Origin of the sequence: Actinoplanes sichuanensis (genome assembly GCF_033097365.1) — a bacterium.
Lineage (GTDB): Bacteria > Actinomycetota > Actinomycetes > Mycobacteriales > Micromonosporaceae > Actinoplanes > Actinoplanes sichuanensis.
The window spans coordinates 8,576,922-8,602,127 of record NZ_AP028461.1; the positions used below are offsets into that span (position 1 = coordinate 8,576,922).

The 25,206-nt window shown below is 70.9% G+C and carries 23 protein-coding genes and 1 pseudogene; 10 read left to right on the forward strand and 14 right to left on the reverse strand.

The window, feature by feature from the left end; genetic code table 11:
- Positions 1-244 precede the first annotated feature (244 nt).
- From manA to nfi, 5 genes and pseudogenes are all read right to left on the reverse strand, one after another.
- The gene (gene manA, locus Q0Z83_RS39345) at positions 245-1,429 is read right to left on the reverse strand and encodes a mannose-6-phosphate isomerase, class I (RefSeq protein WP_378078886.1); all 1,185 of its coding nucleotides are present in this window, start codon (positions 1,427-1,429) and stop codon (positions 245-247) included.
- Positions 1,430-1,496: 67 nt separating this feature from the next.
- On the reverse strand, positions 1,497-2,723 hold the full coding sequence (locus Q0Z83_RS39350; protein WP_317788436.1) for an SIS domain-containing protein: 1,227 nt from the start codon (positions 2,721-2,723) through the stop codon (positions 1,497-1,499).
- A 404-nt stretch (positions 2,724-3,127) separates the two neighbouring features.
- Positions 3,128-3,289, reverse strand: a pseudogene (locus Q0Z83_RS39355) (Trm112 family protein); the annotation flags it as partial.
- 45 nt (positions 3,290-3,334) lie between these two features.
- On the reverse strand, positions 3,335-4,714 hold the full coding sequence (locus Q0Z83_RS39360) for a phosphomannomutase/phosphoglucomutase (RefSeq protein ID WP_317788437.1): 1,380 nt from the start codon (positions 4,712-4,714) through the stop codon (positions 3,335-3,337).
- A gap of 85 nt (positions 4,715-4,799) precedes the next feature.
- A complete protein-coding gene (gene nfi / locus Q0Z83_RS39365) occupies positions 4,800-5,453 on the reverse strand; it encodes a deoxyribonuclease V (RefSeq protein WP_317788438.1) in 654 nt (217 codons plus the stop codon).
- 69 nt (positions 5,454-5,522) lie between these two features.
- On the opposite strand from nfi, the gene Q0Z83_RS39370 reads away from it, so the two are divergent.
- From Q0Z83_RS39370 to Q0Z83_RS39380, 3 genes are read left to right on the forward strand one after another with little or no spacing between them, the layout of a single operon-like run.
- Positions 5,523-6,770 (forward strand): GAF domain-containing protein, encoded by a 1,248-nt coding sequence (locus tag Q0Z83_RS39370; protein ID WP_317788439.1) that lies wholly within the window; start codon positions 5,523-5,525, stop codon positions 6,768-6,770.
- A 37-nt stretch (positions 6,771-6,807) separates the two neighbouring features.
- A complete protein-coding gene (exaC, locus tag Q0Z83_RS39375) occupies positions 6,808-8,331 on the forward strand; it encodes an acetaldehyde dehydrogenase ExaC (protein WP_317788440.1) in 1,524 nt (507 codons plus the stop codon).
- Positions 8,332-8,334: 3 nt separating this feature from the next.
- A complete protein-coding gene (locus Q0Z83_RS39380; protein ID WP_317788442.1) occupies positions 8,335-8,709 on the forward strand; it encodes a DUF779 domain-containing protein in 375 nt (124 codons plus the stop codon).
- Between the two features lie 312 nt (positions 8,710-9,021).
- On the opposite strand, the gene Q0Z83_RS39385 is transcribed toward Q0Z83_RS39380, so the two are convergent.
- Complete coding sequence (locus Q0Z83_RS39385) at positions 9,022-9,165, reverse strand: hypothetical protein (RefSeq protein ID WP_317788443.1); 144 nt, start codon at positions 9,163-9,165, stop codon at positions 9,022-9,024.
- Positions 9,166-9,199: 34 nt separating this feature from the next.
- On the opposite strand from Q0Z83_RS39385, the gene Q0Z83_RS39390 reads away from it, so the two are divergent.
- On the forward strand, positions 9,200-9,787 hold the full coding sequence (locus Q0Z83_RS39390; protein WP_317788444.1) for a polysaccharide deacetylase family protein: 588 nt from the start codon (positions 9,200-9,202) through the stop codon (positions 9,785-9,787).
- 253 nt (positions 9,788-10,040) lie between these two features.
- Here Q0Z83_RS39390 and Q0Z83_RS39395 read toward each other — a convergent pair whose 3' ends face one another.
- Positions 10,041-10,403 (reverse strand): DUF3499 domain-containing protein, encoded by a 363-nt coding sequence (locus Q0Z83_RS39395; RefSeq protein ID WP_317788446.1) that lies wholly within the window; start codon positions 10,401-10,403, stop codon positions 10,041-10,043.
- A 185-nt stretch (positions 10,404-10,588) separates the two neighbouring features.
- On the opposite strand from Q0Z83_RS39395, the gene Q0Z83_RS39400 reads away from it, so the two are divergent.
- Positions 10,589-11,065, forward strand: coding sequence for a metallopeptidase family protein (locus Q0Z83_RS39400; protein ID WP_378078884.1), 477 nt, complete (start codon positions 10,589-10,591; stop codon positions 11,063-11,065).
- On the opposite strand, the gene Q0Z83_RS39405 is transcribed toward Q0Z83_RS39400, so the two are convergent.
- The 3 genes from Q0Z83_RS39405 to Q0Z83_RS39415 form a co-directional block, all read right to left on the reverse strand.
- The gene (locus tag Q0Z83_RS39405; protein ID WP_093618567.1) at positions 11,062-11,322 is read right to left on the reverse strand and encodes a WhiB family transcriptional regulator; all 261 of its coding nucleotides are present in this window, start codon (positions 11,320-11,322) and stop codon (positions 11,062-11,064) included. The genes Q0Z83_RS39400 and Q0Z83_RS39405 overlap by 4 nt on opposite strands.
- A 312-nt stretch (positions 11,323-11,634) precedes the next feature.
- Positions 11,635-14,139 carry a bifunctional FO biosynthesis protein CofGH gene (locus Q0Z83_RS39410; RefSeq protein ID WP_317788447.1) on the reverse strand — a complete coding sequence of 835 codons (2,505 nt, stop codon included), beginning with the start codon at positions 14,137-14,139 and terminating at the stop codon, positions 11,635-11,637.
- An 89-nt stretch (positions 14,140-14,228) separates the two neighbouring features.
- Positions 14,229-15,095 carry a hypothetical protein gene (locus Q0Z83_RS39415; protein WP_317788448.1) on the reverse strand — a complete coding sequence of 289 codons (867 nt, stop codon included), beginning with the start codon at positions 15,093-15,095 and terminating at the stop codon, positions 14,229-14,231.
- 91 nt (positions 15,096-15,186) lie between these two features.
- On the opposite strand from Q0Z83_RS39415, the gene cofD reads away from it, so the two are divergent.
- From cofD to Q0Z83_RS39430, 3 genes are read left to right on the forward strand one after another with little or no spacing between them, the layout of a single operon-like run.
- The gene (gene cofD, locus Q0Z83_RS39420) at positions 15,187-16,137 is read left to right on the forward strand and encodes a 2-phospho-L-lactate transferase (RefSeq protein ID WP_317788450.1); all 951 of its coding nucleotides are present in this window, start codon (positions 15,187-15,189) and stop codon (positions 16,135-16,137) included.
- Positions 16,134-17,207, forward strand: coding sequence for a coenzyme F420-0:L-glutamate ligase (locus Q0Z83_RS39425; RefSeq protein WP_317788451.1), 1,074 nt, complete (start codon positions 16,134-16,136; stop codon positions 17,205-17,207). Before cofD ends, Q0Z83_RS39425 begins: the two co-directional genes overlap by 4 nt.
- Positions 17,204-17,761: an NUDIX hydrolase gene (locus Q0Z83_RS39430; RefSeq protein ID WP_317788453.1), complete on the forward strand. Its 558-nt coding sequence runs from the start codon at positions 17,204-17,206 to the stop codon at positions 17,759-17,761. Before Q0Z83_RS39425 ends, Q0Z83_RS39430 begins: the two co-directional genes overlap by 4 nt.
- Before the next feature lie 63 nt (positions 17,762-17,824).
- Here the strand turns inward: Q0Z83_RS39430 and Q0Z83_RS39435 are convergent, their stop codons facing one another.
- Both Q0Z83_RS39435 and Q0Z83_RS39440 read right to left on the reverse strand, forming a co-directional pair.
- Entirely contained in the window at positions 17,825-18,925 is a 1,101-nt protein-coding gene (locus Q0Z83_RS39435; RefSeq protein ID WP_317797243.1) for a mannose-1-phosphate guanylyltransferase, read from the reverse strand.
- Between the two features lie 40 nt (positions 18,926-18,965).
- The gene (locus Q0Z83_RS39440; protein ID WP_317788454.1) at positions 18,966-20,111 is read right to left on the reverse strand and encodes a glycosyltransferase family 4 protein; all 1,146 of its coding nucleotides are present in this window, start codon (positions 20,109-20,111) and stop codon (positions 18,966-18,968) included.
- A 183-nt stretch (positions 20,112-20,294) separates the two neighbouring features.
- Here Q0Z83_RS39440 and Q0Z83_RS39445 point away from each other — a divergent pair, with 183 nt between their 5' ends.
- Positions 20,295-21,020, forward strand: a complete 726-nt coding sequence (locus Q0Z83_RS39445) for a TIGR03089 family protein (protein WP_317788455.1) — start codon at positions 20,295-20,297, stop codon at positions 21,018-21,020.
- Here the strand turns inward: Q0Z83_RS39445 and Q0Z83_RS39450 are convergent.
- Complete coding sequence (locus Q0Z83_RS39450; RefSeq protein ID WP_317788456.1) at positions 21,001-22,962, reverse strand: acetoacetate--CoA ligase; 1,962 nt, start codon at positions 22,960-22,962, stop codon at positions 21,001-21,003. The genes Q0Z83_RS39445 and Q0Z83_RS39450 overlap by 20 nt on opposite strands.
- 20 nt (positions 22,963-22,982) lie before the next feature.
- Positions 22,983-23,507 carry an acyl-CoA thioesterase gene (locus tag Q0Z83_RS39455; RefSeq protein ID WP_317788457.1) on the reverse strand — a complete coding sequence of 175 codons (525 nt, stop codon included), beginning with the start codon at positions 23,505-23,507 and terminating at the stop codon, positions 22,983-22,985.
- Positions 23,508-23,552: 45 nt separating this feature from the next.
- Between Q0Z83_RS39455 and Q0Z83_RS39460 the strand changes: the two genes are divergently transcribed.
- On the forward strand, positions 23,553-25,166 hold the full coding sequence (locus Q0Z83_RS39460; RefSeq protein ID WP_317788458.1) for a hypothetical protein: 1,614 nt from the start codon (positions 23,553-23,555) through the stop codon (positions 25,164-25,166).
- Positions 25,167-25,206 lie beyond the last annotated feature (40 nt).

Consider the following 25,206-nt stretch of genomic DNA (forward strand, 5'->3'; position numbering starts at 1 on the left):
CGGCGCGAGGTCACCCCGGCCCGCCCCGGAATAGCGAACGGGGCGACAGGCCTGAGCCCGCCGCCCCGTTCATCCCCCCGGTTTGGTACCGCGCGCGTCCGTGGGACCCCCCGATCACCAATGACGCTGCGTGCTCTTAGATTCACACTCCGCAACCACCATGTCAAGTTATTTGCAGAAATTTCGGGCATGTCGGCTAGACGGAACGTCACCGCCCCGCAGCCGGAACGGTGACGTCTCCGGGTCAGGCCGGGACCGCGGCCACGAACAGGCGTCCGGTGCCGGCCACCTTGATCGCCCCGGCGCCGGCCGGAACGTACGCCGCGGTCCCCGGACCCAGCTCGACAGGCGTGCCGTCCTCACTCTGACCGGCGAACACGGTCCCCTCGGTGCACAGAACGATCCGCGGACCGTGAGCGGGCACCTCGACGGGCGGGCGGGTGCCGTCCAGTTCGATGCGGACGAGGACGAAGTCGCCCACCGGCACGTTCCAGGTGTCCACACCGGGCTCGAGGGTCGTGGCGGGCAGCAGCGGGTCCTCCAGAACCTCGAAACGCAGCACCCGCAGCAACTCGTCCACGTCGACGCGTTTCGGGGTGAGACCGCCCCGGAGCACGTTGTCACTGGCCGCCATCAGTTCCACGCCGAGCCCGTTGAGGTAGGCGTGCAGGTTTCCGGCCGGCATCCAGATGGCCTCGCCGGGCGCCAGCCGCACCAGGTTGAGCAGCAGGGCGACCAGCACGCCGGGATCACCCGGGTAGTGGCCGGCCAGGTCGATGGCGAGCCGGAACGAGTCGGCGTGCTCGTGCCCGGCCGGGATCGCGCGGGCCGCGGCGACCACCTCGTCGATCAGGGCGTCCCGATCGCCGGTCGGCCAGGTCAGCAGCACCCGGACCGCCTCGGCCAGGTCACCGCCGCGCAGGGCGGCCACCACCGGCTCCAGCCGGGCCAGGCCGAACGCGTCGATCACAGCGGCCGCCACGGCCGGATCACGGAAACCGCAGAGCGCCTCGAACGGCGTGAGCGCCACCAGCATCTCGGGCTTGTGGTGGGCGTCCGTGTAGTTCTTCGGGGCTGCCGGATCGGCCTCCTGGCGGGCGAACGCCACCTTGGCGTACTCGGCGTCGGGGTGGGCCTGCAACGACAGCGGCGCACCGGCGGCGAGAACCTTCAGCAGGTACGGCAGACGCGCCCCGAAGGTACGCACCACGTCGTCACCGAGCTGCCCGGCCGGATCGGCACCGATCAGCCGGATCAGATCGACCGGCCCGTCCGGGCCCGGCACGGTGGAAGGGTCGCCGGGGTGCGCGCCGAGCCACAGCTCCGCCTCGGGCCCGTCGCTAGCGGGACGGCCCTGGAGGTCGGCGATCGCGGTCCGGGACCCCCAGGCATACGGCCGGATGACTCCGGTCAAGGGATACACGGTCATACCCGGCAAAGTAGCAGCTAACCGGCGCGACCCGGGGGTCGCGCCGGTTACGGTCTGCCTCCGGTGCTCACAACCCTTCCGGGAGAGGGTTGGCGAGCTCCTTCATCTCGCTGATCGCCGGAACCGCCATCGGGTCGAGGCCGTGGGCCAGGGCCAGATAGAGCGAGGCGTAGTCGGGCACGGCGACCAGCGAGGCCAGGCGCTCCAGGGTCGAACCGCCCTCGGCGGTCAGCACGTCGCAACGCACCCCGCGCCGGTCGGCGATCGTCTGGATGGCGTCGGCCCGCCGCTCCTCCACGGCGACCGGCTCGTCCGCGTCGTCCTCCGGGTTCAGGCCGCCGTCGCGGAAGACCACGAGCCGCAGCCTGGTCAACGCCTGCTCGTCGGCCTCGTCGTCCGGGTCGGCGAAGATGTCGCGCGACGTCTCGGCGAGACCGCCGAAAACGCCGTCGAGCAGCCCGACCCGACCCCGACCGGCCTCACCGAGCGCGCCCGCCATCACCGGGTAGCGCGCGTTGGCGGCCAGGGTGTCGCCGAACCGCCGGGCCGCGACCGTGGCCAGCGGCGAGGAGCCCCAGACGATCGGCACCGAGCCGGCCAGGCCGAGAGCCAGCGCCTTCGCCGGGTTCACGAAGGAGTCGGCACCGGCCCGGCAGCGCTCGGCGTCGGCGTCGAGCCGGGTGGCGGTCTCGGCGATGTCCGCCTCGGCCAGCTTGGCGATGCCCAGCGCACGCCCGGCGAAGAGCACCGGGATGGTCAGGCCCCACAGCGTGGCTCGGGCCGGGGCCCGACGCGGCACGCCGATGAACGGGGCACGGGCCCGCTCGGCCAGCGCCTCCAGCTCGGAACCGGGATTGCCGATGGCGACCAGGCGGGCGCCGCGACGGGCGGCCGCCTCGGCGGCGGCGAGCGCTTCCGGGCTGCGGCCCGAGGCGGAGACCGCGATCACCACGTCGGCCGCGCCGACCCAGCCGGGCACGCCCGCGCTGCGGTGACCGATGATCGGCACCGGGCAGCGCGGCCCGGCGACCGTGGACAGGATGCTGCCGGTCAGACCGGCGGTGCCGATGCCGGCGACCACGACGGCGCGCGGCCGCCCCTCGTCGGCGAGCATGCTCAGGTCGACCTCGGCGGCCAGCGCGGCCGCCTCACGAACCTGCGCGCCCGCCGAGGCGGTGGCCCGGAGCATGCCGCCCGGGTCGTTGTCGAGCATCGACTTCTCGTCGTTGAGCAACGACTCGTCGGCGATCCGGTGTCCGTTGACCCCGGCCGCGCCACCCCGTGGGCCGGCCATCAGTTGGACCCCTTACCGGACGAGTCCGCCGACCCGGCCGCATCCGGCGACCCGGCCGCATCCGGCGACCCGGCCGCATCCGCCGACCCCGCCGCATCCGCCGACCCCGCCGCATCCGCCAACCCGGCCGAATCCGGCGCGTCGGCCGCAGCGGCCGACGCCATCGTGGGGGCGGCGTCGCCGGCGTCCGCTGTTGCCGCCGGGGTGTCAGCCGTCGACGAGCTGCCACCCGACTTCTCGACCGAGCTGTCGGCCAGCGGCCCGGCCGACCGTGCGGCCGGCACAGCGGCGGCCTCCGGCCTGGTGGCCGCGGCCGGCCCCGAAGCCGCAGCGGAAGAATCCGCGGCGGAGGAACCGACGGCGTCCGAGGATGCCGCCGGGGTCGCCGATCCCGATCCCGGCTCCCGCGCCTCGTCGAGGAGCAGGATCGGGATGTCGTCACGGATCTCGAAGATCCGGCCGCACTCGGTGCACGTCAGCGTCTGCGCGCCCGCGTCGTAATCGAGCGGCGCGTGATGGGTGTCCGGGCAGGCCAGAATCTCCAGCAACTGCTGATCGAGCGCCACCGAGCTACTCCTAATCGCCACGAAAGAACTCCGGTCGTGGCGATCCTATCCACGAACGATGGCCAGGACCTCGTCACGTAGCTTTGCCATCCGGTCCGCGTCGGGAGCCTCCACGTTGAGCCGCAGCAGCGGCTCCGTGTTGGACGCCCGCAGATTGAACCAGGCACCGTCGCCGACCTGGAACGTCATGCCGTCCAGGTCGTCCACCACGGCGTCCGGGAACGCCGCCCGCACCTCGGCGATCTTGGCGGTGGAGTCGGCCACGGTGGAGTTGATCTCACCGGAGGCGACGTACCGCTCGTACTCGGCGGCGTACTCCGAGAGCGGCAGGTCCTGGCCACCGAGCGCGGCGAGCACGTGCATCGCGGCGAGCATGCCGGTGTCGGCGAACCAGAAGTCGCGGAAGTAGTAGTGCGCGGAGTGCTCACCACCGAAGACGGCGTTGGTGGACGCCATCTCGGCCTTGATGAACGAGTGGCCGACCCGGCTGCGGACCGGCTTGCCGCCGTTCTCCGTGACGATCTCCGGCACCGCGGCCGAGGTGATCAGGTTGTGGATGATCGTGCTACCCGGGAACTTGGCCAGCTCACGGGTGGCGACCAGGCCGGTGATCGCGGACGGCGAGACCGGGTCGCCCTTCTCGTCGATGACGAAGCAGCGGTCGGCGTCGCCGTCGAAGGCCAGGCCGATGTCGGCGCCCTGCTCCCGGACCGCCTTCTGCAGGTCGACCAGGTTCTTCGGGTCGAGCGGGTTGGCCTCGTGGTTGGGGAACGAGCCGTCCAGCTCGAAGAAGAGCGGCGCGATGGTCAGCGGCAGGGCGGGCAGCACCTGGTCGCCGAGGACGGCCGGGACGGTGTAGCCGCCCATGCCGTTACCGGCGTCCACGATCACCTTGAGCGGCCGGATGCCGGAGAGGTCGACGAGCGACCGCAGGTGGGCCGCGTAGTCGGTGAGTACGTCGCGCTGCTCGACCCGGGACGGGCCGTCGGCCTCCGCGTTCAGGTCGGCGAGCAGCTGCTGGGCGCGCTGCCGGACGACGGCGAGGCCGCTGTCCTGGCCGACCGGGCGGGCGCCGGCCCGGCACAGCTTGATCCCGTTGTACTCCGCCGGGTTGTGGCTGGCGGTGAACATCGCACCGGGCAGGCTCAGCGATCCGGAGGCGTAGTAGAGCTGGTCGGTCGAGGCCAAGCCGATGTTGATCACGGCGGCGCCGGCCGCGTTGGCGCCACTGGCGAAGGCGGCGGCCAGACTGGGACCGGACTCGCGCATGTCGTGGCCGATCACGATCTGGTCCGGCTCGTCGCCGGACTCACGCAACATCTCGACGAACGCCGTGCCGATCGCCCGAGCCACCGTTTCGTTGAACTGGTCCGGGACGATCCCCCGTACGTCGTACGCCTTGATGATCTGCGACAGATCGGTCACCACTCGCTCCTCAGGAAAGTCCCCTTTGGCCCCGAGGGTAGCGGAGTGCCTGGTACCCCCATGTTTTAACCGCACTGCCGGGCGATTAACTCAGCAGATCTCGGCAAGCACGGTCCGCAACCCTGGTCGTCTCCGGCAGCCGGAAACGCGGTGCCAGGCGGAGTGTCAGCTCGCACGCCCGGTCCAGGCCGATCCGGTGCCCGACCGAGACGAAGACCGGTTTCACCCCGGCCTGGGTACGCAGCACGGCGCCGACCGTCTCCCCCGCGTCGACGAGCGCGGATCGCGAGCCCCGCGGTTCGCCGACCGGTTCCCAGTCTCCCACCAGGCGGGTCTTCCCGACGCCGAACGACGGGAGATCGGTGAGCACACCGAGGTGCGCGGCGAGCCCGAACCGGCGTGGGTGGGCGAGGCCGTGCCCGTCGCAGATCAGCACCTCGGGCCGCACGGTCAGCCGTTCGAGGGCGGACAGCAGCGCCGGCACCTCGCGGAAGGCGAACAGCCCCGGGACGTACGGGAAGGCCGGCACCCCGCGGACCACGGCGGTGTCGGCGATCGAGAGGTCGGCGGTGTTCAGGACGACGATCGCGGCGGCCAGGCGCTGATCGTCGGTGGAGTAGGCCACGTCCAGCCCGGCGACGGTCGACGGCAGCGCCGGACCATCCTCGAGGACCACGCGGGAACGCAGGGCGTCCTGCACGGCGAGAGCTTCTTCTTCGGTACGCGGCCAGGCATCCACGGCCCGCAGCCTAGGGACTGTTGTCACATCACGTGACGCGGGTCACGATGGGGGCTGGAGGTGCTGCCGGTGAACCCGTGGCTCGCGCTGACCCCCGGAGACGACCCCGCCGAGCGGATCCGGCTGATCGGTCGTGCCCATGAGAGGTTCCTGGCCGGCGAGCTGAGGCCGGATCGGATGCGGCGGGTGGTGGCCGACTCCTGGGCCCGGTCGGCCGCGTTCATCGGCGCGGACAGCACCGCGCCGATCGACCTGGCCGAGGACGAACTGGAGGCGTACCGGTCGGCGCACCCGCTGGCCCGGGTCATGCCGATCTTCCGGGACCTGCTGGGCGGTCTGGCCGAGGACGGCGACCACATGATGGCGGTCTGCGACGCGCACGGGCGCCTGCTCTGGGTGGAGGGGCACCCGGCCACGTTGCGCAGCGCCGCGTCGATGAACTTCGTACCCGGTGCCCGCTGGGACGAGGCGCACGCCGGGACGAACGCACCGGGCACCGCGCTCGCCGTCGACCACGCTCTGCAGATCTTCGCGACCGAGCACTTCAGTCATCCGGTGCAGCGGTGGACCTGCGCGGCGGCCCCGATCCACGATCCCGGCACCGGCCGGCTGCTCGGGGCGATCGACGTCACGGGCGGGGACCATCTCGCCAATCCGCACAGCCTGGCCCTGGTCCGCGCCACCGCGCTGGCGGCTGAGGCGTACCTCCGGCAAGGGGTCCGGACCGCCCGGAAACCGCAGGTCGCGGCACTCGGCCGCAACGAGGCCCTGGTCGCGTTCGGCGGCGAACGGCTCCGTCTCAAACGACGACACTCCGAGCTGCTGGTGCTGCTCACCGTGCATCCGGAGGGCCGGACCGGCGAGCAGCTCGGCATCGACCTGTACGGCGACGACGTGAACCCGGTGACGATCCGCGCCGAACTGTCCCGCCTGCGCCGCATCCTGGGCCCGGAACTGCTCGACTCACGGCCCTACCGGTTCCGCGCCGACGTGGCGACCGATCACGGCACGGTCGCGCGGCTGCTGGACGCCGGGCGGACGGCCGAGGCCGTGGACGCGTACCCCGGGCCGCTGTTGCCCGCCTCGGACGCGCCCGGAATCGTGCGCCTGCGGCGGCTGCTGGACGACCGGCTGCGCGCCGCGATCCTGGAGTCCGGCGACCGACGGCTGCTCCGGAGCTGGCTGAACAGTTCGTGGGGCAGCGACGATCTGGACCTCTGGGAGGCGTACGCGGCACTGGCCCCGGCCGACCCGGTCGCCGCCCGTCGGGTCGCCGCCCTGACCCTGGAATACGCGTGCAACGTTGCTGCAACGTAGCCGTAACTAAGGTCCGCCGAAACGAGGAGGCGAGACCGTGACCATCTATACCCCGCCCGGCTCCGAAGGCTCGATCGTCAGCTACCAGTCACGCTACGACCACTACATCGGTGGCGAGTACGTCCCGCCGGCCAAGGGCCAGTACTTCACCAACCCCTCCCCGGTGACCGGCCAGATCTTCTGCGAGGTCGCCCGGGGCACCGCCGACGACGTGGAGAAGGCCCTGGACGCGGCACACGCCGCCGCACCCGGATGGGGTCGCACCTCCCCCACCGAGCGGGCCAACATCCTCAACCGGATCGCCGACCGGATGGAGCAGAACCTCGAGAAGCTCGCCGTCGCCGAAGCCTGGGAGAACGGCAAGGCGGTACGGGAGACGCTGGCCGCCGACATCCCGCTCGCGATCGACCATTTCCGCTACTTCGCCGGCGCGATCCGCGCGCAGGAGGGCACTGCGGGCGAACTGGACGAGGACACCGTCGCCTACCACTTCCACGAGCCGCTCGGCGTGGTCGCGCAGATCATCCCGTGGAACTTCCCGATCCTGATGGCGGTCTGGAAGCTGGCCCCCGCTCTGGCCGCCGGCAACGCGGTGGTGCTGAAGCCGGCCGAGCAGACCCCGGCGTCCATCCACTACCTGTTCTCGCTGATCGGCGACCTGATCCCGGCGGGCGTGGTGAACATCGTCAACGGCTTCGGCGTCGAGGCGGGCAAGCCGCTGGCCAGCTCGAGCCGGGTGGCCAAGGTCGCGTTCACCGGTGAGACCACCACCGGCCGCCTGATCATGCAGTACGCCTCGGAGAACCTGATCCCGGTCACCCTGGAACTCGGCGGCAAGAGCCCGAACATCTTCTTCGAGGACGTCAGCCGGGCCGACGACGACTTCTTCGACAAGGCGCTCGAGGGCTTCGCGATGTTCGCCCTCAACCAGGGCGAGGTGTGCACCTGCCCGTCCCGCGCGCTGATCCAGCAGGGCCACTACTCGGACTTCCTGGCCGCCGGCGTGAAGCGGGTGGAGAACCTCAAGCAGGGCAACCCGCTCGACACCGACACCCAGGTCGGCGCGCAGGCCTCCAACGACCAGCTGGAGAAGATCCTCTCCTACCTCGACATCGGCCGGCAGGAGGGCGCCCGCGCCCTGGTCGGCGGTGCGAAGGCGGAGATGCCGGGCGACCTGGCCGGCGGCTACTACGTGCAGCCGACGATCTTCGAGGGCCGCAACAACATGCGGATCTTCCAGGAGGAGATCTTCGGGCCGGTGGTCTCGGTCACGCCGTTCGGCGACTTCGACGACGCGATCAAAATCGCCAACGACACGCTGTACGGGCTGGGCGCCGGCGTCTGGACGCGGGACGGCAACCAGGCGTACCGGGCCGGGCGGGCGATCAAGGCGGGCCGGGTGTGGACGAACTGCTACCACCTCTACCCGGCGCACGCTGCGTTCGGTGGTTACAAGCAGTCCGGCATCGGCCGGGAGAACCACCGGATGATGCTCGACCACTACCAGCAGACCAAGAACCTGCTGGTCAGCTACTCGCCCAAGGCTCTCGGGTTCTTCTAGGCCATGGTCGCGACCAGAGTCGACGTGACTCCCGCGGCTGCCGACATGATGCGGCAGCTGCGGGGACAGCACGGCCCACTGATGTTCCACCAGTCCGGCGGGTGCTGTGACGGCAGCTCGCCCATGTGTTACCTGGAGGGCGAGTTCCGTACCGGCGGCTCGGACGTGCTCTTGCAGTCTCTGGCGATCGAGGGGGTGCCGGAGCCCATCACGTTCTGGATGTCGGCCAGTCAGTTCGAACTCTGGAAGCACACGCACCTGACCGTGGACGTGGTCCCCGGCCGCGGCTCCGGCTTCTCACTGGAGGCGCCGGAGGGCGTCCGGTTCCTCATCCGCTCCCGTCTGCTCACCAGCGAGGAGCTGGCGGAACTCGGCTAAGCCGTTAGTGGGTGGGGTCCTCGGGGCCCCGCCCACCAGCGGGGTAGACATTCGAGACATTTACCACCGTGACCGACCCCATCGGCGCACCGCGATCGATCTGCGGCGAAACTTGACGCATTACCGGATTCGCGCCAAACGAACACCCGGCTGTGGCGATCGACGGCGATTCGAGGCATCCTCGTCAGTCGCCACACCGACCTGGGGAGGTCTCTTGATACGGCTGTCGCATACCCGGAAGGCCTTCGCGATCAGCGTCGCACTGATCATGACAGGGCTCGTCGGCCAGGCGACCGCGGCGACGACGACCGCTCAGCCGACGGCCGGTGCCGCGCCGTCCGGCCCGGCACCATCCGCATCCGCATCCGCATCCGCGTCGGCGGCTCCGGTCGCGACGCCGACGACTCCGGCTCCGAAGCCGTCGAAGACCACTCCCACGAGCGTTCCGATCGTCAAACCCAAAGGCAAGACCGGACCCGCCGGCAGCCTCATGACGACCGGGTCCAAGGGAGTCGCGCTCACCTTCGACGACGGTCCCGACCCGGACCTCACCCCGAAACTGTTGAAGCTCCTCGCCAAGGAGAAGGTCAAGGCCACCTTCTGCCTGGTCGGCACCCAGGCGCGCCGCCACCCCGATCTGGTGCGCGCGATCGCCAAGGGCGGCCACAGCTTCTGCAACCACTCGTGGAACCACGACCTCAAACTCGGCAAGCGCTCACACCACGCCATCCGCGCCGATCTGGAGCGCACCAACGCCGCCATCCGCGCCGCCGTCCCGGGCGCCAAGATCCGTTACATGCGCGCACCGGGCGGCAACTTCACCCCGGCCCTGGTCAAGATCTCGGCCGAGCTGGGCATGCACTCGATCTACTGGAAGGTCGACCCGCGCGACTGGGATCAGCGCGAGACCGAGTCGAACAACGCCCACCGCGACAAGATCATCCGGTCGGTGAAGAAGCACACGCACGCCGGCGCGATCGTCCTCTCCCACGATTACGCGCAGCCGGCCACCATCGACGCCTACCGCGTCCTGATCCCTTACCTGCGCAAGCGCTTCCAGCTGGTGGCTCTCGTCTGAACAGGCCGGCTCCCAGAGCCGTCACCCGCCCTCCAGCACAGCCGCGAAAACCGGCCACCCGACGAACCAGCCGGCGCTCAGGGCTGCTCTGGGAGCCGGCCTGGGACGATCGGGAGCGCGCCGACGGGGTGAGGGGACGCCGCCGCCCGAAAGGCGCGCCGGCGGGCTGGAGGGGCCGCGGACGTCGCGGTGTAGCCCGGGGGCGGGCCGACTGCGGTCGTCGGTGGGGTGGCCGTACCGCTGCGGGGGTCTTTCAGTGCGAAGGCGGGATCACCCGGAGATGACCGCGGCGGCCGGTCTGGTGGCCCTGGGTGTGTTCGGTGTCGTCCGGGCGTGGCGGGACCGGACGGGCGGCCTCACGGACGGCCTCGGCGAGAGCGACCAGGTCGTCGGTGGTGGGGGGCGGAGGCGCGAAGTCACCGTCGTGGCGCACGAGTTCCCAGCCTCGGGGGGCGGTGAGGCTGCGGGCGTGCGTCTCGCACAGGTCGTACGTGTGGGGTTCGGCGAAGGCCGCCAGCGGGCCCACGACGGCCGTGGAATCGCCGTAGACGTAGGTCAGGGTGGCGACCGCCTGTCGGGGACAGCCGTTCCGGGAGCAGCGCCGTGGTGACCTCACGGCGGCAACTTATCTCCCCGTTCGCGATTCTGGGTCGTGTTGCCTCGCGACACGCCGACTCGGGCGCATCACGATTCGGCGATGGTCGTTGTAAACGCCGACCCGATGGGACGAATTAACGGCGCGGACACACGATGCGAACGGCCTGACCACGTACCTCGCCCGAGTGGGGATACGCTGGCCGCGTGACCACCAGCCCCGAACGCCGCCGGACGGACGGCAAGGCGACGCGCAGCACCGGTCCGGGCCATCCCACGCGACGGGATCGGCACGGCCGAGGCCTGCGTGGCCGTCTGGTGCCGGCTACCGTGCCGCTGGCCCGCACCAAGGCGGAGATCTTCGACGACCTGGTGCTGGACACCGTGGAGAGCCTCGAGCGGCGGTATGCCAAGGAGCTCGCCGGCGTGGAGTTCGCGGTCGAGGACGTGCCACCGGAGCTGAACGTCTACGACTCGGACGTGCTCGAGGACGGCGAGGTGCCCCTGGCCCGGTTGCTGCCGGGCCGTCCGGGGCGGCATGAGCTGCCGCCACGGATCGTGCTCTACCGGCGCCCGCTGGAGTTCCGGGCGATGGATCGGGAGGACCTCGCCGACCTCGTCCACGATGTGATCATCGAGCAGGTTGCCAACCTGCTCGGGGTGGATCCCGACGAGTTGGCTTAGGCCACCCGTCGCTTCAACTTGCGACGTTCACGTTCGGACAGTCCACCCCAGATCCCGAAACGTTCGTCGTGCCCGAGCGCATACTCCAGACACTCGGCTTTCACATCACAGCGGCCGCAGATGCGCTTCGCCTCGCGCGTCGAGCCGCCCTTCTCAGGGAAGAAAGCCTCGGGATCGGTCTGTGAACACAGCGCCCGCTCCTGCCACTCGGGCGCGTCCCCGAGCAGGTCTACCCCTTCAACCTGCGTCGCTTCCATCGGCGTGCCTCCAAATTCCGCGCCGGCATGAAGCCGGCGCTGACCCCCCACGCACGCGGCGTGTTTTTGTGGGTACGACGCCTTTGTGCCACATCGTCCCCACAACCCCACCAAAATTACACGCGTGTAAGACGTGCGTCGTCAAGCCGAACCTGCTAAATGGGCCCGTTTCCGCACCACTGGGGAGCGGATGAGAGGCCTGTTTCAGCCCTATCGCTCCAAGCCGTCAGAAGGTAACGCGAAGCCGGACCCTCGCGTCCAATTTAACCCGTTTTGTGACCTTGCGGCAGCGGGTCCGGGTGATGTTTCCCCCTAGCGCCGTCCGTACACCGTGGTGCGTTCCACCGCAGGCCGTCCAGCGGCCGCCGCCAGCTCCTTCAGCTCCGCGACCGTCCTGGCCGAACCGTGCTCCGAACCGGCCATTCTCGAGATCGTCTCCTCCATGAGAGTGCCCCCCAGGTCATTACAACCACTGTTGAGCATCACGCGGGTACCCTCGTCGCCGAGTTTCACCCAGGAGCACTGAATGTTGTCGATCCGGCCGTGCAGCAGCACCCGGGCCATCGCGTGCACGACCCGGTTCTCCCTCCAGGTCGGACCCGGACGGGCGATGCCGGCCAGGTAGATCGGGGCGTTCGTGTGGATGAACGGCAGCGCCACGAACTCGGTGAACCCACCCGTCACGTCCTGAATGCCGGCCAGCACCCGGAAGTGGCCGAGCCACTGGCGCGGGTGGTCGACGTGGCCGTACATCATGGTCGAACTGGACCGGATGCCCACCTGGTGCGCGGTCGTCACCACGTCCACCCAGGTCGAGGTGGGCAGCTTGCCCTTGGTCAGCACCCAGCGCACGTCGTCGTCGAGGATCTCGGCGGCGGTACCCGGAATGGTGCCGAGACCCGCCTCCTTCAGGCCGGTCAGCCACTCCCGCAGCGACACCCCGGCCTTCGCCGAGGCGGTGACGATCTCCATCGGGGAGTACGCGTGGACGTGCATCCCGGGAACGCGCTGCTTGACCGCGCGAACCAGGTCGGCATACGCGGTGACCGGCATCTTGGGGTCGATGCCACCCTGCATGCACACCTCGGACGCGCCGTCCCGCCACGCCTCCTCGGCCCGGTCGGCGACCTGCTCGACCGACAGGCGGTAGGCGTCGGCGTCCTTCTCTCGCTGGGCGAACGCGCAGAACCGGCAGCCGACGTAACAGACGTTCGAGAAGTTGATGTTGCGGTTCACCACGTACGTGATGTCGTCGCCGTTGACCTGCCGACGCAGGTCGTCGGCGATCCGGGCGAGTTCGTCGAGAGCCGGGCCGTCGGCGTTGAACAGCGCCATCGCCTTGTCCTCGTGCTGCTCCAGGAGCAGGGCGGCCGGGTCTTCCGAGGCCAGCTTGAGAGCCGCCACCACGTCGGTGGGCATACTCGCCGGTGCGCTGCGGACATGGGCGGCGACCTCGTCCCAGTCGCCGTAGACGTGGTCGAAGTCGGAGCGGCGGTCCTCGGTGCGGCCCTCCTCGTCGATGCTCTTGAAGAGGTCGATGCGGCCGCCGCCGAAGCTCTCGTCGGGCTCCTGCCACGGCAACCCTGCCGGATTCGTCCCGATTTGCGCGAGGCCGTCGTCGGTGGCCAGCGCAGCGACGTGGTTCTTGATACGCGGATCGAGCCAGCCTTCGTCACCCCGGCGGACGTACTCCGGGTAGATGGTCAGGCGCTCCTTGAGGATGAATCCGGACTTTTCCGATTTTTCGGCGAGCAGGTCGATCTGCGGCCACGGACGCTCCGGATTCACGTGATCGGGTGTCACCGGGGAGACGCCACCCCAGTCGTCGATCCCGGCGCGCAGCAGCAGTGCGAACTCGTCGTCGATCAGGTTCGGTGGGGCCTGGATCCGTGCTCGCGGGCCCATGATGATCCGCGCCACCGCCACCGTGGCGGCCAGCTCGCGCAGCTCCGCGTCGGGCATCCCACGCATCGCCGTGTCCGGCTTGGCGCGGAAATTCTGCACGATCACCTCTTGGATGTGCCCGAACTCCCGGGCCGTCCGACGGATCGCGAAGAGCGAGTCGACCCGCTCGGTCAGGTTCTCCCCGATGCCGATCAGGATGCCCGTGGTGAACGGCACACCGACCCGACCGGCGTCGTCGAGCACCCGCAGGCGGACCGCGGGCTCCTTGTCCGGCGAGCCGTAGTGCGGACCGCCCTTCTCCGACCACAGCCGGGTGGCGGTGGTCTCCAGCATCATGCCCATGCTCGGCGCCACCGGCTTGAGTCGCTGCAGCTCGGCCCAGCTCATCACGCCCGGGTTGAGGTGCGGGAGCAGACCGGTCTCCTCCAGCACGGCGATGGCGCAGGCCCGCACGTAGTCGAGGGTGGAGTCGTACCCCCGCTCGTCGAGCCACTGCCGGGCCGCCGGCCAGCGCTCCTCCGGCCGGTCACCGAGGGTGAACAGCGCTTCCTTGCAGCCCTGCGCGGCGCCCTGCCGGGCGATCTCCAGGACCTCGTCACGCTCCAGGAACGGCGCCGGCAACTTGTGCGGCACGGTGGCGAACGTGCAGTAGTGGCATCGGTCCCGGCAGAGCCGGGTCAACGGAATGAAGACCTTACGGGAGTACGTGACGACGCCCGGCCGCCCGGCCTCGCGCAGGCCGGCGTCCCGGATGCCACCGGCGATCGCCAGCAGCTCGTCGAACTGTTCGTCTCGGGCCGTGAGCAGCGCCACAGCCTCATCGACGTCGATCGCTTTACCGTCGGCTGCGCGGCGCAGTGCGCGGCGGATGCTCGCCTCGGTCGGTACGGGTTCCACGTTGACCTCTACCACGCAAAGCAGCCTAGGCCGGAATCGTTTCGGCTGCCGCTATGGTCACGGGCCCGGAACGTGTCGTGAAACACGATCCGGGCCCGAATCGCCTATTGCCGCGGCGGGTCCTGGGCGGCCGGGCCGAAGCCGGGACGCTCCTCCGGCAGCACCTCGGTGCGGTCGGACGCGGGCGGGGCCGACGGGACCGGCGGGACCTGGGGCGGCACCGGCTGGGTGGGCTCGGCGAACGGCGGCGGGGGCGGACCCCACCCGGGCTGTGGCTGCGGCACCGCCGGGTACTGCCCGTAGGGCGCCGGCGGCGGCCCGGCGTTGAACGGCTGGGTGGCCACCGGCGGCTGCGTCGGAGCGCCCGGCGGCACCGGGCCCGGGAACGAGGCGGGCGGCTGCGGGGTGCCGTACTGCTGGCCGTACCCGGGCTGCTGCCGGCCGTACCCGGGCGGCGGGCCGTACTGGTAGGGCTGCCCGTAGACACCCGGCTGCGGCTTGACCGACGGGTAGTACCCCAGCCAGATCTGCAGGACCGCGTAACCGGCCAGGCCGAGCACGCCGAGCCAGGCGACCCGCTCCAGCAGCGCACCGAAGGCGGCCAGGGCGTCGTCGGCGGCGATCCCGCTCACCCCGAAGAGGAGTCCGAAGACCACCCCGAAGAAGGACGCGAACGCATACTCCCCGAGGGCCACCATGGTGAGCAGCCGTGCTTTCGGGTGCACCGGCTTGACACCGAGCGACAGCAGCACGGCGGCGAGTGGGAAGAAGACCGTCGCCACGTTCACGAAGGAACCGAAGCTGTACCGCGCACTCAGCGAGAAGTCGGCCCCGAACAGGCTGAGCAGGGCCACGAACAGGAACACGGCCGGGGCCGCGATCAGAACGTAGACGGCCAGGTCGCGCAGGGGCCGCAGGAATTGCCCGATGGTCTTCTCAGCGGCCGGATCAGGCTGTTGTGGTGTGGTCACAGTTGCTCCCGGTGCGGTGGATCGAGGTCGGCACAGAGTAAACCGATACCCGCCACCCGAGGGGACGGCGCGGGTGCGGGAGGATGGGGGGATGCGGATCGTGGTCCTGACCGGGGGCATCGGCGGTGCCCGTTTCCTTCTCGGCGTGCGAGCTCACGCCCGAGCCATCGGCGCGGAGGTGACGGCGGTCGTCAATGTCGGCGACGACGTGCGCATGCACGGCCTCCAGATCTGTCCCGACCTGGATTCGGTGATGTACACGCTGGGCGGCGCCGCCGACCCCGAGCGCGGCTGGGGCCGGGTCGGCGAGACGTGGGTGGTCAAGGAGGAGTTGGCGAAGTACGGGGTGGAGCCGTCCTGGTTCGGCCTCGGCGACAAGGACACCGCCACCCATCTGGTACGCACCACCATGCTGAACGCCGGATACCCGCTCTCCGCGGTCACCGCCGCCCTCTGTGAGCGCTGGCAGCCCGGCATCACCATGCTCCCGGCCACCGACGACCGGCTCGAGACACACGTGGTGGTGGATGTCGACGGCGAGCGGAAGGCGATCCACTTCCAGGAGTGGTGGGTCCGTCACCGGGGCGCCGTGCCGACGCACAACTTCGTCTTCCGGGGCGCCGACAGCGCGAAACCGGGCGTCGGCGTTCTCGACGCGGTCTCGGCGGCTGACGTGATCCTCGTCGCCCCGAGCAATCCGGTGGTGAGTATCGCCCCGATCCTGGCCGTGCCCGCGCTCAAGGAGGCGGTCGCCGCCGGTTCGGCGCCGGTGGTGGGCGTCTCGCCGATCATCGGCGGCTCCCCGGTCCGCGGGATGGCCGACAAGTGCCTGGCCACGCTGGGGGTCGAGGTGAGCGCGGCGGGCGTCGGCCGGATGTACGGCCCACGCGCCGACGGCGGCCTGCTGGACGGCTGGCTGGTCGACACCTCCGACGAGGGCGCCCAGGTCCCCGGCGTGCGGACCCGGGCGGTGCCGCTGTGGATGCGCGACGAGGACGCGACCGCGCGGATGGTCGCCGACGCGCTGGAGCTGGCCCGATGACCGGCGGCACGCCCGATGACGGCCTCCAGGTCCTGCCGGTCCGCGGGATCGGCGACGTGGTGGCCGGCGACGACCTCGCGCGGCTGATCGTCACCGCCGCGCCGTGGATCACCGACGGTGACGTCCTGGTGGTGACCAGCAAGATCGTGTCCAAGGCGGAGGGCCGCCTGGTGGAGGTTCCGGCGGACGGCCCGGAGCGTGACGAGGCCCGTCAGCGGGTGCTGGACGGCGAGACCGCCCGGGTGGTGGCCCGCCGTGGCCCGACCTCGATCGTGCAGACCCACCACGGTTTCGTGATGGCGGCCGCCGGCATCGACGCGTCGAACGTGGACAAGACCCACCTGGTGCTGCTGCCCGAGGACCCGGACGCGTCGGCCCGCCGACTGCGCGCCGACCTGCTCGCCCGCGGGCTCGACGTGGTGATCGTCATCTCCGACACGATGGGCCGGGCGTGGCGCAACGGCCTGACCGACGTGGCTCTGGGCGCGGCCGGGATCGAGGCGCTGCTCGACCATCGGGGACAGGTCGATCCGTATGGCAACGAGCTGTCGCTGACCCAGATGGCGGTGGTCGACGAGTTGGCGGCCGCGGCCGAGCTGGTCAAGGGCAAGTGCGACCGGGTGCCGGTGGCCGTGGTGCGCGGTCATCCACGATCCGGCGAGGGTTCCGGGGCGGCCGTGCTGATCCGCGACGCCGAGAGCGACATGTTCAGCCTGGGCACCGCCGAGGCCCGGGCCGCCGGTCTGCGGGCCGCCGCGGTACTCCCCGACTCACCGCCCGCCGCCGCGGTACCCCCCGACTCACCGCCCGCCGCCCCGGTGTCCGCCGTACCGACGGTCGATCCGGCCGTCGTCGCCCGTGCGCTTCAGACGCTTGACGGTCTGCGGCAGTCGGATGTCCAGCTGACCGACGGCATCCGCCTCACCCCGGCCCGGGGCGGGGCCGCCGCGCTGATCCGCACCGGAGCGGACGCACATCGCCTGCGGGCCGCCCTGGCCGCCGAAGGCATCGAGACCACCGCCGTCATCGACGACGAGGGCGTCACCCTGACCTACGGAGTATCGGCATGAGCGCCCTCTACGAAGACGCGGTCGACGTGCTGAGCACCTGGGTCGCCACCTCCGAGGAGGCCGAGGGGGCCCGCAAGCGCACGCTGGACCTGCTGGCCGACGGGCCGGTCGCGATGACCCGTGCCCACCGGGTCGGGCACGTCACGGCGAGCGCCCTGATCGTCGGCGACGACCGCCGGGTCCTGCTCTGCCTACACGGGCGGCTCGGTCTGTGGATGCAGCTCGGCGGGCACTGCGAGGAGGCCGACGCGACGCTGGCGCGGGCCGCGCTCCGGGAGGCGACCGAGGAGTCCGGTATTTCCGGCCTGCTTCTCGACCCGGCGCCGATCGACATCGACATCCACGAGGTCCGGTGCGGCGCCCGGGACGGCGCACCGGCCGAGCCGTCGGTGCACTACGACGTGCGGTTCCTGCTGCGGGCACCGGCCGGCAGCGTGGAGCGGATCAGCGCGGAGTCGTCCGACCTGCGCTGGTTCAGCCCGGAGGCGTTGCCGGCCCCACTGGCTTCGGGAACGATCCAGCAGATCGCCCCGGCGCTGGCCCGCTTCCGCTGACCCCCGGCCTCGCGTCGATCTTGTGAGTCGGGCGACAACTCACAAGATCGACCCGAGAAGCGGCTAGATGTAGCCGTGCTGGCCCAGCTCCTTCAGATGGTCGACGAGCTGCTTGACCTCCTGGGCACGCTCGCGCGGGCAGACCAGGACGGCGTCCGGCGTGTCGACGATGACCAGGTCGCGGACGCCCATCGCGGCGACCAGGCGGCCCGACGACGGGACCACGACCAGGCCCTCGGTCTCACGCAGCAGCACGGTCGGCCGCTCGGCACCGGTGTCGTGGCCGACGACCACGTTGCCGGCCTGGTCGGCGGTCAGCACCTCGCCGAGGGTGTGGAAGTCGCCGACGTCGTTCCACCCGAAGTCGCCGGGCACGGTGCCGACCCGGCCGACCGCGGCCGCGCCCTCCATCACCGCGTAGTCGACGGAGATCTTCGGCAGCGTCGGCCAGACGTCACCCATGACCTCCTCCTGGTCGGCGGTCCCCCACGCCGAGGCGATCCGGCTGACCCCGGCGGCGAGCTGCGGCTGCTGGCGGTGCAGCTCGGCCAGGAAGGCGTCCACCCGCCAGACGAACATGCCCGCGTTCCACAGATAGTTGCCGGACTTCACGTAGCTCTCGGCCACGTCGTAGGACGGCTTCTCCTTGAACTCCTCGACCTTCAGCAGCGGCCCGTCACCGACCGAGGCGCCGCACTGGAGGTAGCCATAGCCCGTCTCGGGCCTGGTCGGGGTGATGCCGAGGGTCATCAGCAGGCCCTGGCTCGCGCCCGTCATCGCCTGGCGGATGACGGCGGCGAACGCCTCCTTGTCGGCGATCAGGTGATCGGACGCGAAGGAGCCCATGATCGCCTCCGGGTTACGCCGGGCGATCACCGCGGCCGCCAGGGCGATCGCCGCGCACGAGTCGCGCGGTGACGGCTCGACGAGCACGTTCTCCTCGGGCATCGCCGCGAGCTGGCGGGAGACCGCGGCGGCGTGGGCCACACCGGTCACCACGAACACCCGATCGGGGGACGCCAACGTGTCCAGCCGGTCCACCGTGGCCTGCAGAAGGGAGGCCTCGGTGCCGGTCAACGGATGCAGGAACTTGGGATGACCGGCGCGGGACAGTGGCCAGAGACGGGTTCCGGTGCCCCCGGCAAGAACCACTCCGTACAACACGGCCTGTTCGTCGCTCATGCGCGGAAAGTTTAGTTGATGATCAAGAGGCAGCCCGATTCCACGTTGTTACATGTACCTCCGCGCTGGACGACCAGGTGAACTCTTTCGCCCGATCGAAGCCGGCCTTGGCCAGCATGCCGCGGCGATCCTCGTCGTGGAGCAGGTCGGCGAGGTCCTCGGCGATCCGCTCGGGGGTCTCGGTCGTGTACGCGACAGCGTCCCCGCCGACCTCGGGCAGGGACAGCCTCGGCGTGGTGAGCACCGGGGTGCCGCAGGCCATCGCCTCCAGGATCGGCAGGCCGAATCCCTCGCCGAAGGACGGGTAGCAGGCCACCAGGGCGCCGCCGAGGAAACCGGGCAGATCCGCATACCGCAGATAGCCTGGTCGGAGCAGCCGCAGGTGGGGTGGGACCTCGGCCACCGCACGGTCGATGTCGTCGTCGTGGCCCTGGCCACCGGCGATCACCAGGGCCGGCGGGCGCGGCCAGTCGGCGACCGCGCGGGCCCAGCCGCGAATCAGGTTCGGCACGTTCTTGCGGGGCTCCTTGGCGCCGAGGAACGCCACGTAGCCCGAGTCGCCCAGGCCGAGCCGGGCCCGGACCCGCGCCTTCTCGTCCTCGGCCGGGGCGTGGAAGGCCGAGTGGTCGACCCCGTGATACGCCACGTCGATCTTGGTCGGGTCGGCGTCGAGAAGCCGGATCAGCTCGTCACGGGTGGCCTTGCTGGGCACGATCACCCGGGCCGCCCGGCGCAGCGACGTCTTGATGGCACTGCGGAAGAAGGTCCGCTTGGTGTTGTCGTAGTGCTCGGGCTCGGTGAAGAAGGTCGCGTCGTGCACGGTGACCGTGACCGGACATCCCACCCGAAGCGGGCAGGTGTAGAACGGCGAGTGCAGCACATCCGCCCCGACCTGCTGCGCGAGCAGCGGTAATCCGGTCTGCTCCCAGGCCAGCCGGGCCGGCCGGTGCACGATCGCGGCCGGGCCGGGGATCACCTCGGCACTGGGAAGCATGCGGCGGTAACGCTCCGCATCCGACCGTTGGGACACGACGGCGAGCTCGACGCGGCCGGGGCTCTCCTGCCCCAGGGCTCCGAGAAGCCCGTCGACGTATCTGCCGACACCACCTCGGTCAGCGGGGACGCTTGTGGCGTCGACGAGCACTCGCGGGGGGCGACCGGGGGTCACGAGGCATCTCCTTGGCAGCTCTGACGTACCGATGCGATGGTTCTGCCATACCTGTACGGCGGCGGGACCACCGACGGTTCGAGGGTACGCCGGGAAGGCTTCACGGAGGTGTCCGCGACACTGCCGATCGTTGCGGTCCTTCCACGGCCATTACTGTGCGTGATCCGCCTACGCTGTGAAGCGATGAACACGACGATCCCGCAGGTTTTCGCGAAGGCGGTCGGTCGCGACCCCGCCGCCCCGCTGCTGACCTGGTACGACGATGCCACCGGCGACCGGACCGAGCTGTCCGGGACGACCCTGGACAACTGGGTGGCGAAAACCGCCAACCTGCTGGTCGACGGGGTCGGCCTGGGCCACGGCGACACCGTGGCCCTGCTGCTGCCGCCGCACTGGCAGACCGCGGCGCTCCTGCTCGGGGTGTCGGCCGCCGGGCTGGCCGCCGATCTGGGCGGCGACCCGCAGCCGGTCGAGGCGCTCTTCACCACCCCGGAACTGGTGGAGCGGGCGGCCGGCTGGGCCACCCTGGATCGGTATGCGACCGGGCTGCTCCCGCTGGCCATGCCGCTGCGCACGCCACCCGAGGGGTACGCCGACTACGTCACCGAGGTCCGCAACCACGGCGACCACTTCCGCGGCGAGCCGGTCGGCGCCGCCGATCGGGCGCTGGCCGGTCATGTCGAGCTGAGCCACCAGGACGTCGTCGAGGCGGCCGTCGAACGGGCCGGCGAGCTGGGCATCACGGCCGGCGCCCGGGTCCTGATCGACACCGCCTTCTACCCGGACGCGAACGATTGGCTGCTGGCCCCGCTCGTGGCCGGTGCCTCGATCGTGCTCTGCGCCAACCTGGACACGTCGAAGACCGAGGCGCGGTCGGCCACCGAGAAGGTCACTCTGACGCTGGTGTGACCCGCTCGGCATACAGAACGGCGAAGGCGTTCAGGGAGTCCGGGTTGGCCAACGCACCCTTGGCCGCGGCCGACTCGACCGGGGTGCCGGTGAGGATCCGCTTCACCGGCACCTCCAGTTTCTTGCCGGACAGGGTGCGCGGCAGTGCCCGTACCGCGTAGGCGGCGTCGGGCACGTGCCGGGGCGAGAGCGCGCCGCGAAGCTCCTTGGCGATGCGCGCGCGCAGCGCGGCGTCGAGTTCGGCGCCGTCGGTGAGCACCACGAAGAGCAGCAGTTCACCGTTCGGATCGTCCGGTTTATCAAGATGTACGACGAGCGAGTCGACCACCTCGGGCAACGCCTCGACCACCGAGTAGAACTCCGCCGTGCCGAGCCGCACGCCGCCCCGGTTGAGGGTGGCGTCCGAGCGCCCGGTGATCACACAGCTGCCGTCGTGACCGATCGTGATCCAGTCGCCGTGCCGCCAGACCCCGGGGAAGACGTCGAAGTAGGCCTCCCGGTAACGGGCGCCGTCGTGGTCGTTCCAGAAGCCGACGGGCATGCTCGGCATCGGCCCGGTGATCACCAGTTCGCCCAGCTCACCGACGACCGGTTGACCGACCGGGTCGTACGCCTCGACGCGCGCGCCCAGGATCCGGCAGGTGATCACCCCGGCCCGGACCGGCAGCAGCGGAACTCCCCCGACGAACCCGGTGCACACGTCGGTGCCGCCGGACAGCGAGACCAGGTGCACGTCGGGGTCGACCGCCTCGTACACCCACGCCCAGCCCTCCGGCGGCAGCGGCGCGCCGGTCGAGCCGAGGCCCTTGAGAGTTTTGTCGGGCTTGAGCCCGGCCTTGCGGCAGGCCAGCAGGAACGGCGCCGACGTGCCGAAATACGTGATGCCCGCGGTGTCGACGAGATCCCACAGGGTGTCGAGTGAGGGCCAGCCCGGGTTGCCGTCGAAGAGCACGATCGCCGCGCCCACGGCCGGCCCGCTGGCCAGGTAGTTCCACATCATCCAGCCGGTGGTGGTGAACCAGAAGAACCTGTCGCCGGGCCCGAGGTCGTGGTGCAGCGCGAGGATCTTGAGGTGCTCCAGCAGGATGCCGCCGTGACCGTGAACGATCGGCTTGGGCAGGCCCGTGGTGCCGGAGCTGTAGAGCACGTAGAGCGGCTGGTCGAACGGCACCGGCTCGAACTCGAGTGGATCGTCGCCGCGCAGGGAGTCCCAGTCGCCGCCGCTCTCATTCAGGTAACCGATGGTGATCACATGCTCGATCGACGGGATCGCCGCCCGGATCGCCGCGATCTCGGTGCGCCTGTCGACGTCCTTGTCGCCGTACCGGTAACCGTCGGTCGCGACCAGTACCTTCGGCTCGATCTGAACCCACCTGTCGATCACGCTGCGTGCACCGAACTCGGGGGCGCACGACGAGAAGACCGCGCCGAGGCTCGCCGAGGCGAGCATCAGCACATAGGTTTCCGGAATGTTCGGCGCATAGGCGGCAACCCGGTCACCCTTGCCGACCCCGCGGGCCTTCAGCCCGGCACGGACCCGCCGGACCTCTTCCCGAAGGCTGCGGGCGGTCAGGGCGACGGGTTCACGACTCTGGGAGTACGCGTGAACGACCGTCTCGTCATCCGCGATGCCCGGCATGCGCAGCACGTTCTCGGCGTAGTTGAGCGTGGCTCCGGGGAACCAGCGCGCCCCCGGCATACCCGCGTTCTCCAGGACGGCGGTCGGCGGTGAGTGCGAGACCACCCCGGACCAGTCCCAGATGGACCGCCAGAACGCCGGCAGGTCGGTGACCGACCACTGCCACAGCGCCGCGTAGTCGGCGAAGGTCAGGCCCCGCTCGGACTCCAGCCAGGCGAGATAGTGCCCGATCCGGGAGGTCTGCCGGATGTCCGACGGCGGCTCCCACAGAACTGTGCCCGGCGTCACCACACCTGTCGTCATCACCACACCTTAACGGTGGGTCAGCCGGCCGCCGTGTGATGTTCCGCTCGGGCTTTCTGGATCGCCGCGCGGCGGGACAACCGGTGGTCACGGCGGATCATCGCCTCGGTGAACCGGCGCTTGTCCTCGTCCTCCGACGGCAACACGGGCGGCACCCGACGCGGGTTACCGGCCGCGTCCACGGCCACGAAGACCAGGTAGGCGGTGGCCACCGGCAGCGGCTCCGGGCCGACCTCGTCCCAGCGCTCGGCGGCCAGCTTCACACCCACCTCCATCGAGGTGCTGCCGGTCCAGTTGATCTGCGCGGAGGCGTGCACCAGGTCGCCGACCCGAACCGGCTCCAGGAAGACGATCTCGTCGATCGCCGCGGTGACCGCGGTGCCGCCACTGTGCCGGGCCGCCGCCGCGCCCGCCACGTCGTCCACGAACTTCATCAGCACACCGCCGTGCACGGTGCCGTAGAGGTTCACGTCGACCGCGGTCATGATCCGGCTCAGAGTGACCCGGGACAGGGCGGTCGGCCGACCGGGATGCTGTTCTTCCATAGCCGGTACGGTAGTTCTTGCCGGTGCCGAGTACCGTGCCGGATCATGCGTCACCTCAGGTCGATCTTCTACGCACTCGTGCTGGCCCCGTGCATCTGGGTGCTCCTCGCCGTCGGGTTCACCGACGACCTGAGCAGTCGCGGCCGCGAGTTCTTCACCGCCGAGTCGGTCAGCGGGCTCCTCCTGCTGATCTTCGCCGGCATCCTCTTCTCCATCCTGGCCGCGGGCCCGGTCTCCCCCGCCGGTCCGGTTCTCGCCGGCGCGGTCTATCTGGGCGTGACCATCTGGGCGTTCAATTCCCCGGAGGCGTACGCGGCGCTGTGGTCCCCGGAGATCTCCAAAGAGGGCTTCAACCTGAGCCGGCCCGGATACGGTCTCGCCGCCGTCCTGGCGATCCCGCTGCTCCTGACCGCGCTGAGCGCCCGCCGCTGGGCCCGCTACGAGCCGCCGGTGCTCCCGATCATCGGTGAGATCGGCCGGTTCCGGGGTTCGGCGCAGGTGGTCGGCACCCCGGTCGCCGCTGAGCAGACCACGGTCATCCGCACCGGTGTCCCGGCCGACCCGACGGTCGCGATCAACCGCCCGGCGGCCGCGGACCGGACCGTCGCGTTCAACGGCGTCCCGCCGCGCACCGACCGGACCGAGGTGGTGGCTGACAACGACCGCACGGTCTTCGTCACCCAGCCGCAGTCCCCGGCCGCGCCGGCCACCGCGCGCCCGACCCCGCCTTCCGTGCCGCCGGCTGCTCGTCCCGCCGACCCGGCCTCTCGTCCCGCCGAGCCGGAGCCGACCACGGTCCTCCCGATCGGCTCGAACGAGCCCACCGTGGTCCGGACCCCGGCCCCGGCCGACGAGCCGACCGTCGTGAGCGGCATGGCCTTGGCCCAGCCCAAGCCCACCCCGGCCCCCACCGCTTCGGCCGCCGCCACCGCCAAGCCCGCGACGGCTTCCGCACCGGTCGCGGCCACGCAGGCCAAGCCCGTCGCCGCCTCCGCTGCGCCGGTGACCGCCTCCGCGTCGGTCGCGACCGCACCCGCATCCGGGTCGGCCGCGGTCGGTGCCGCTTCAGCAAGCGGTTCAGCTTCCGTCCCGCCCGCAGCCGCAAGTGGCCCAGCCCCGGCTGCGCCCGCGAGCGGATCGGCCTCGGTCACCAAACCCGCAGCGGCCTCCACCCCGGTCGCCGCGAAACCCGCGACCTCCGCTCCCGTCGCCGCCAAAGCCGCAGCCGCCGCCCCGGCCGCCACCAAAGCCGCAGCCGCCGCCCCGGCCGCCACCAAAGCCGCAGGCTCCGCTCCAGTCGCCGCGAAACCCGCAGCCTCCGCCCCGGCCGCCGCCAAGCCGGCCACCGCCTCGGCTTCGGTGACTGTCGCCCCCGCCAAACCCGCGACCGCCGCGGGTACGGCCAAGCCGGCGACAGCCGCTGTTCCGGTCAGCGCGACGCCCGCCACTCCGGCGGCGAAGGACGAGAAGAGCACCACGGCGGCTGACGACCGTACCGAGGCGATGGGGTCGTCCTCGACCGACGCGGACCGGGACAAGACCACCGCGATGTCGATTCCCGCCGAAGAGGCGACCGCGCTGGTCAAGCCGCCGAGCGACGAGACCGAGCCGACCACCGTGATCCCGGCGCAGCGCCGGCCACCGGCAATCGAGTCCTGAGGCTCGACCCCCGTGGTGACCTACGGTCGATTCCCGCCGT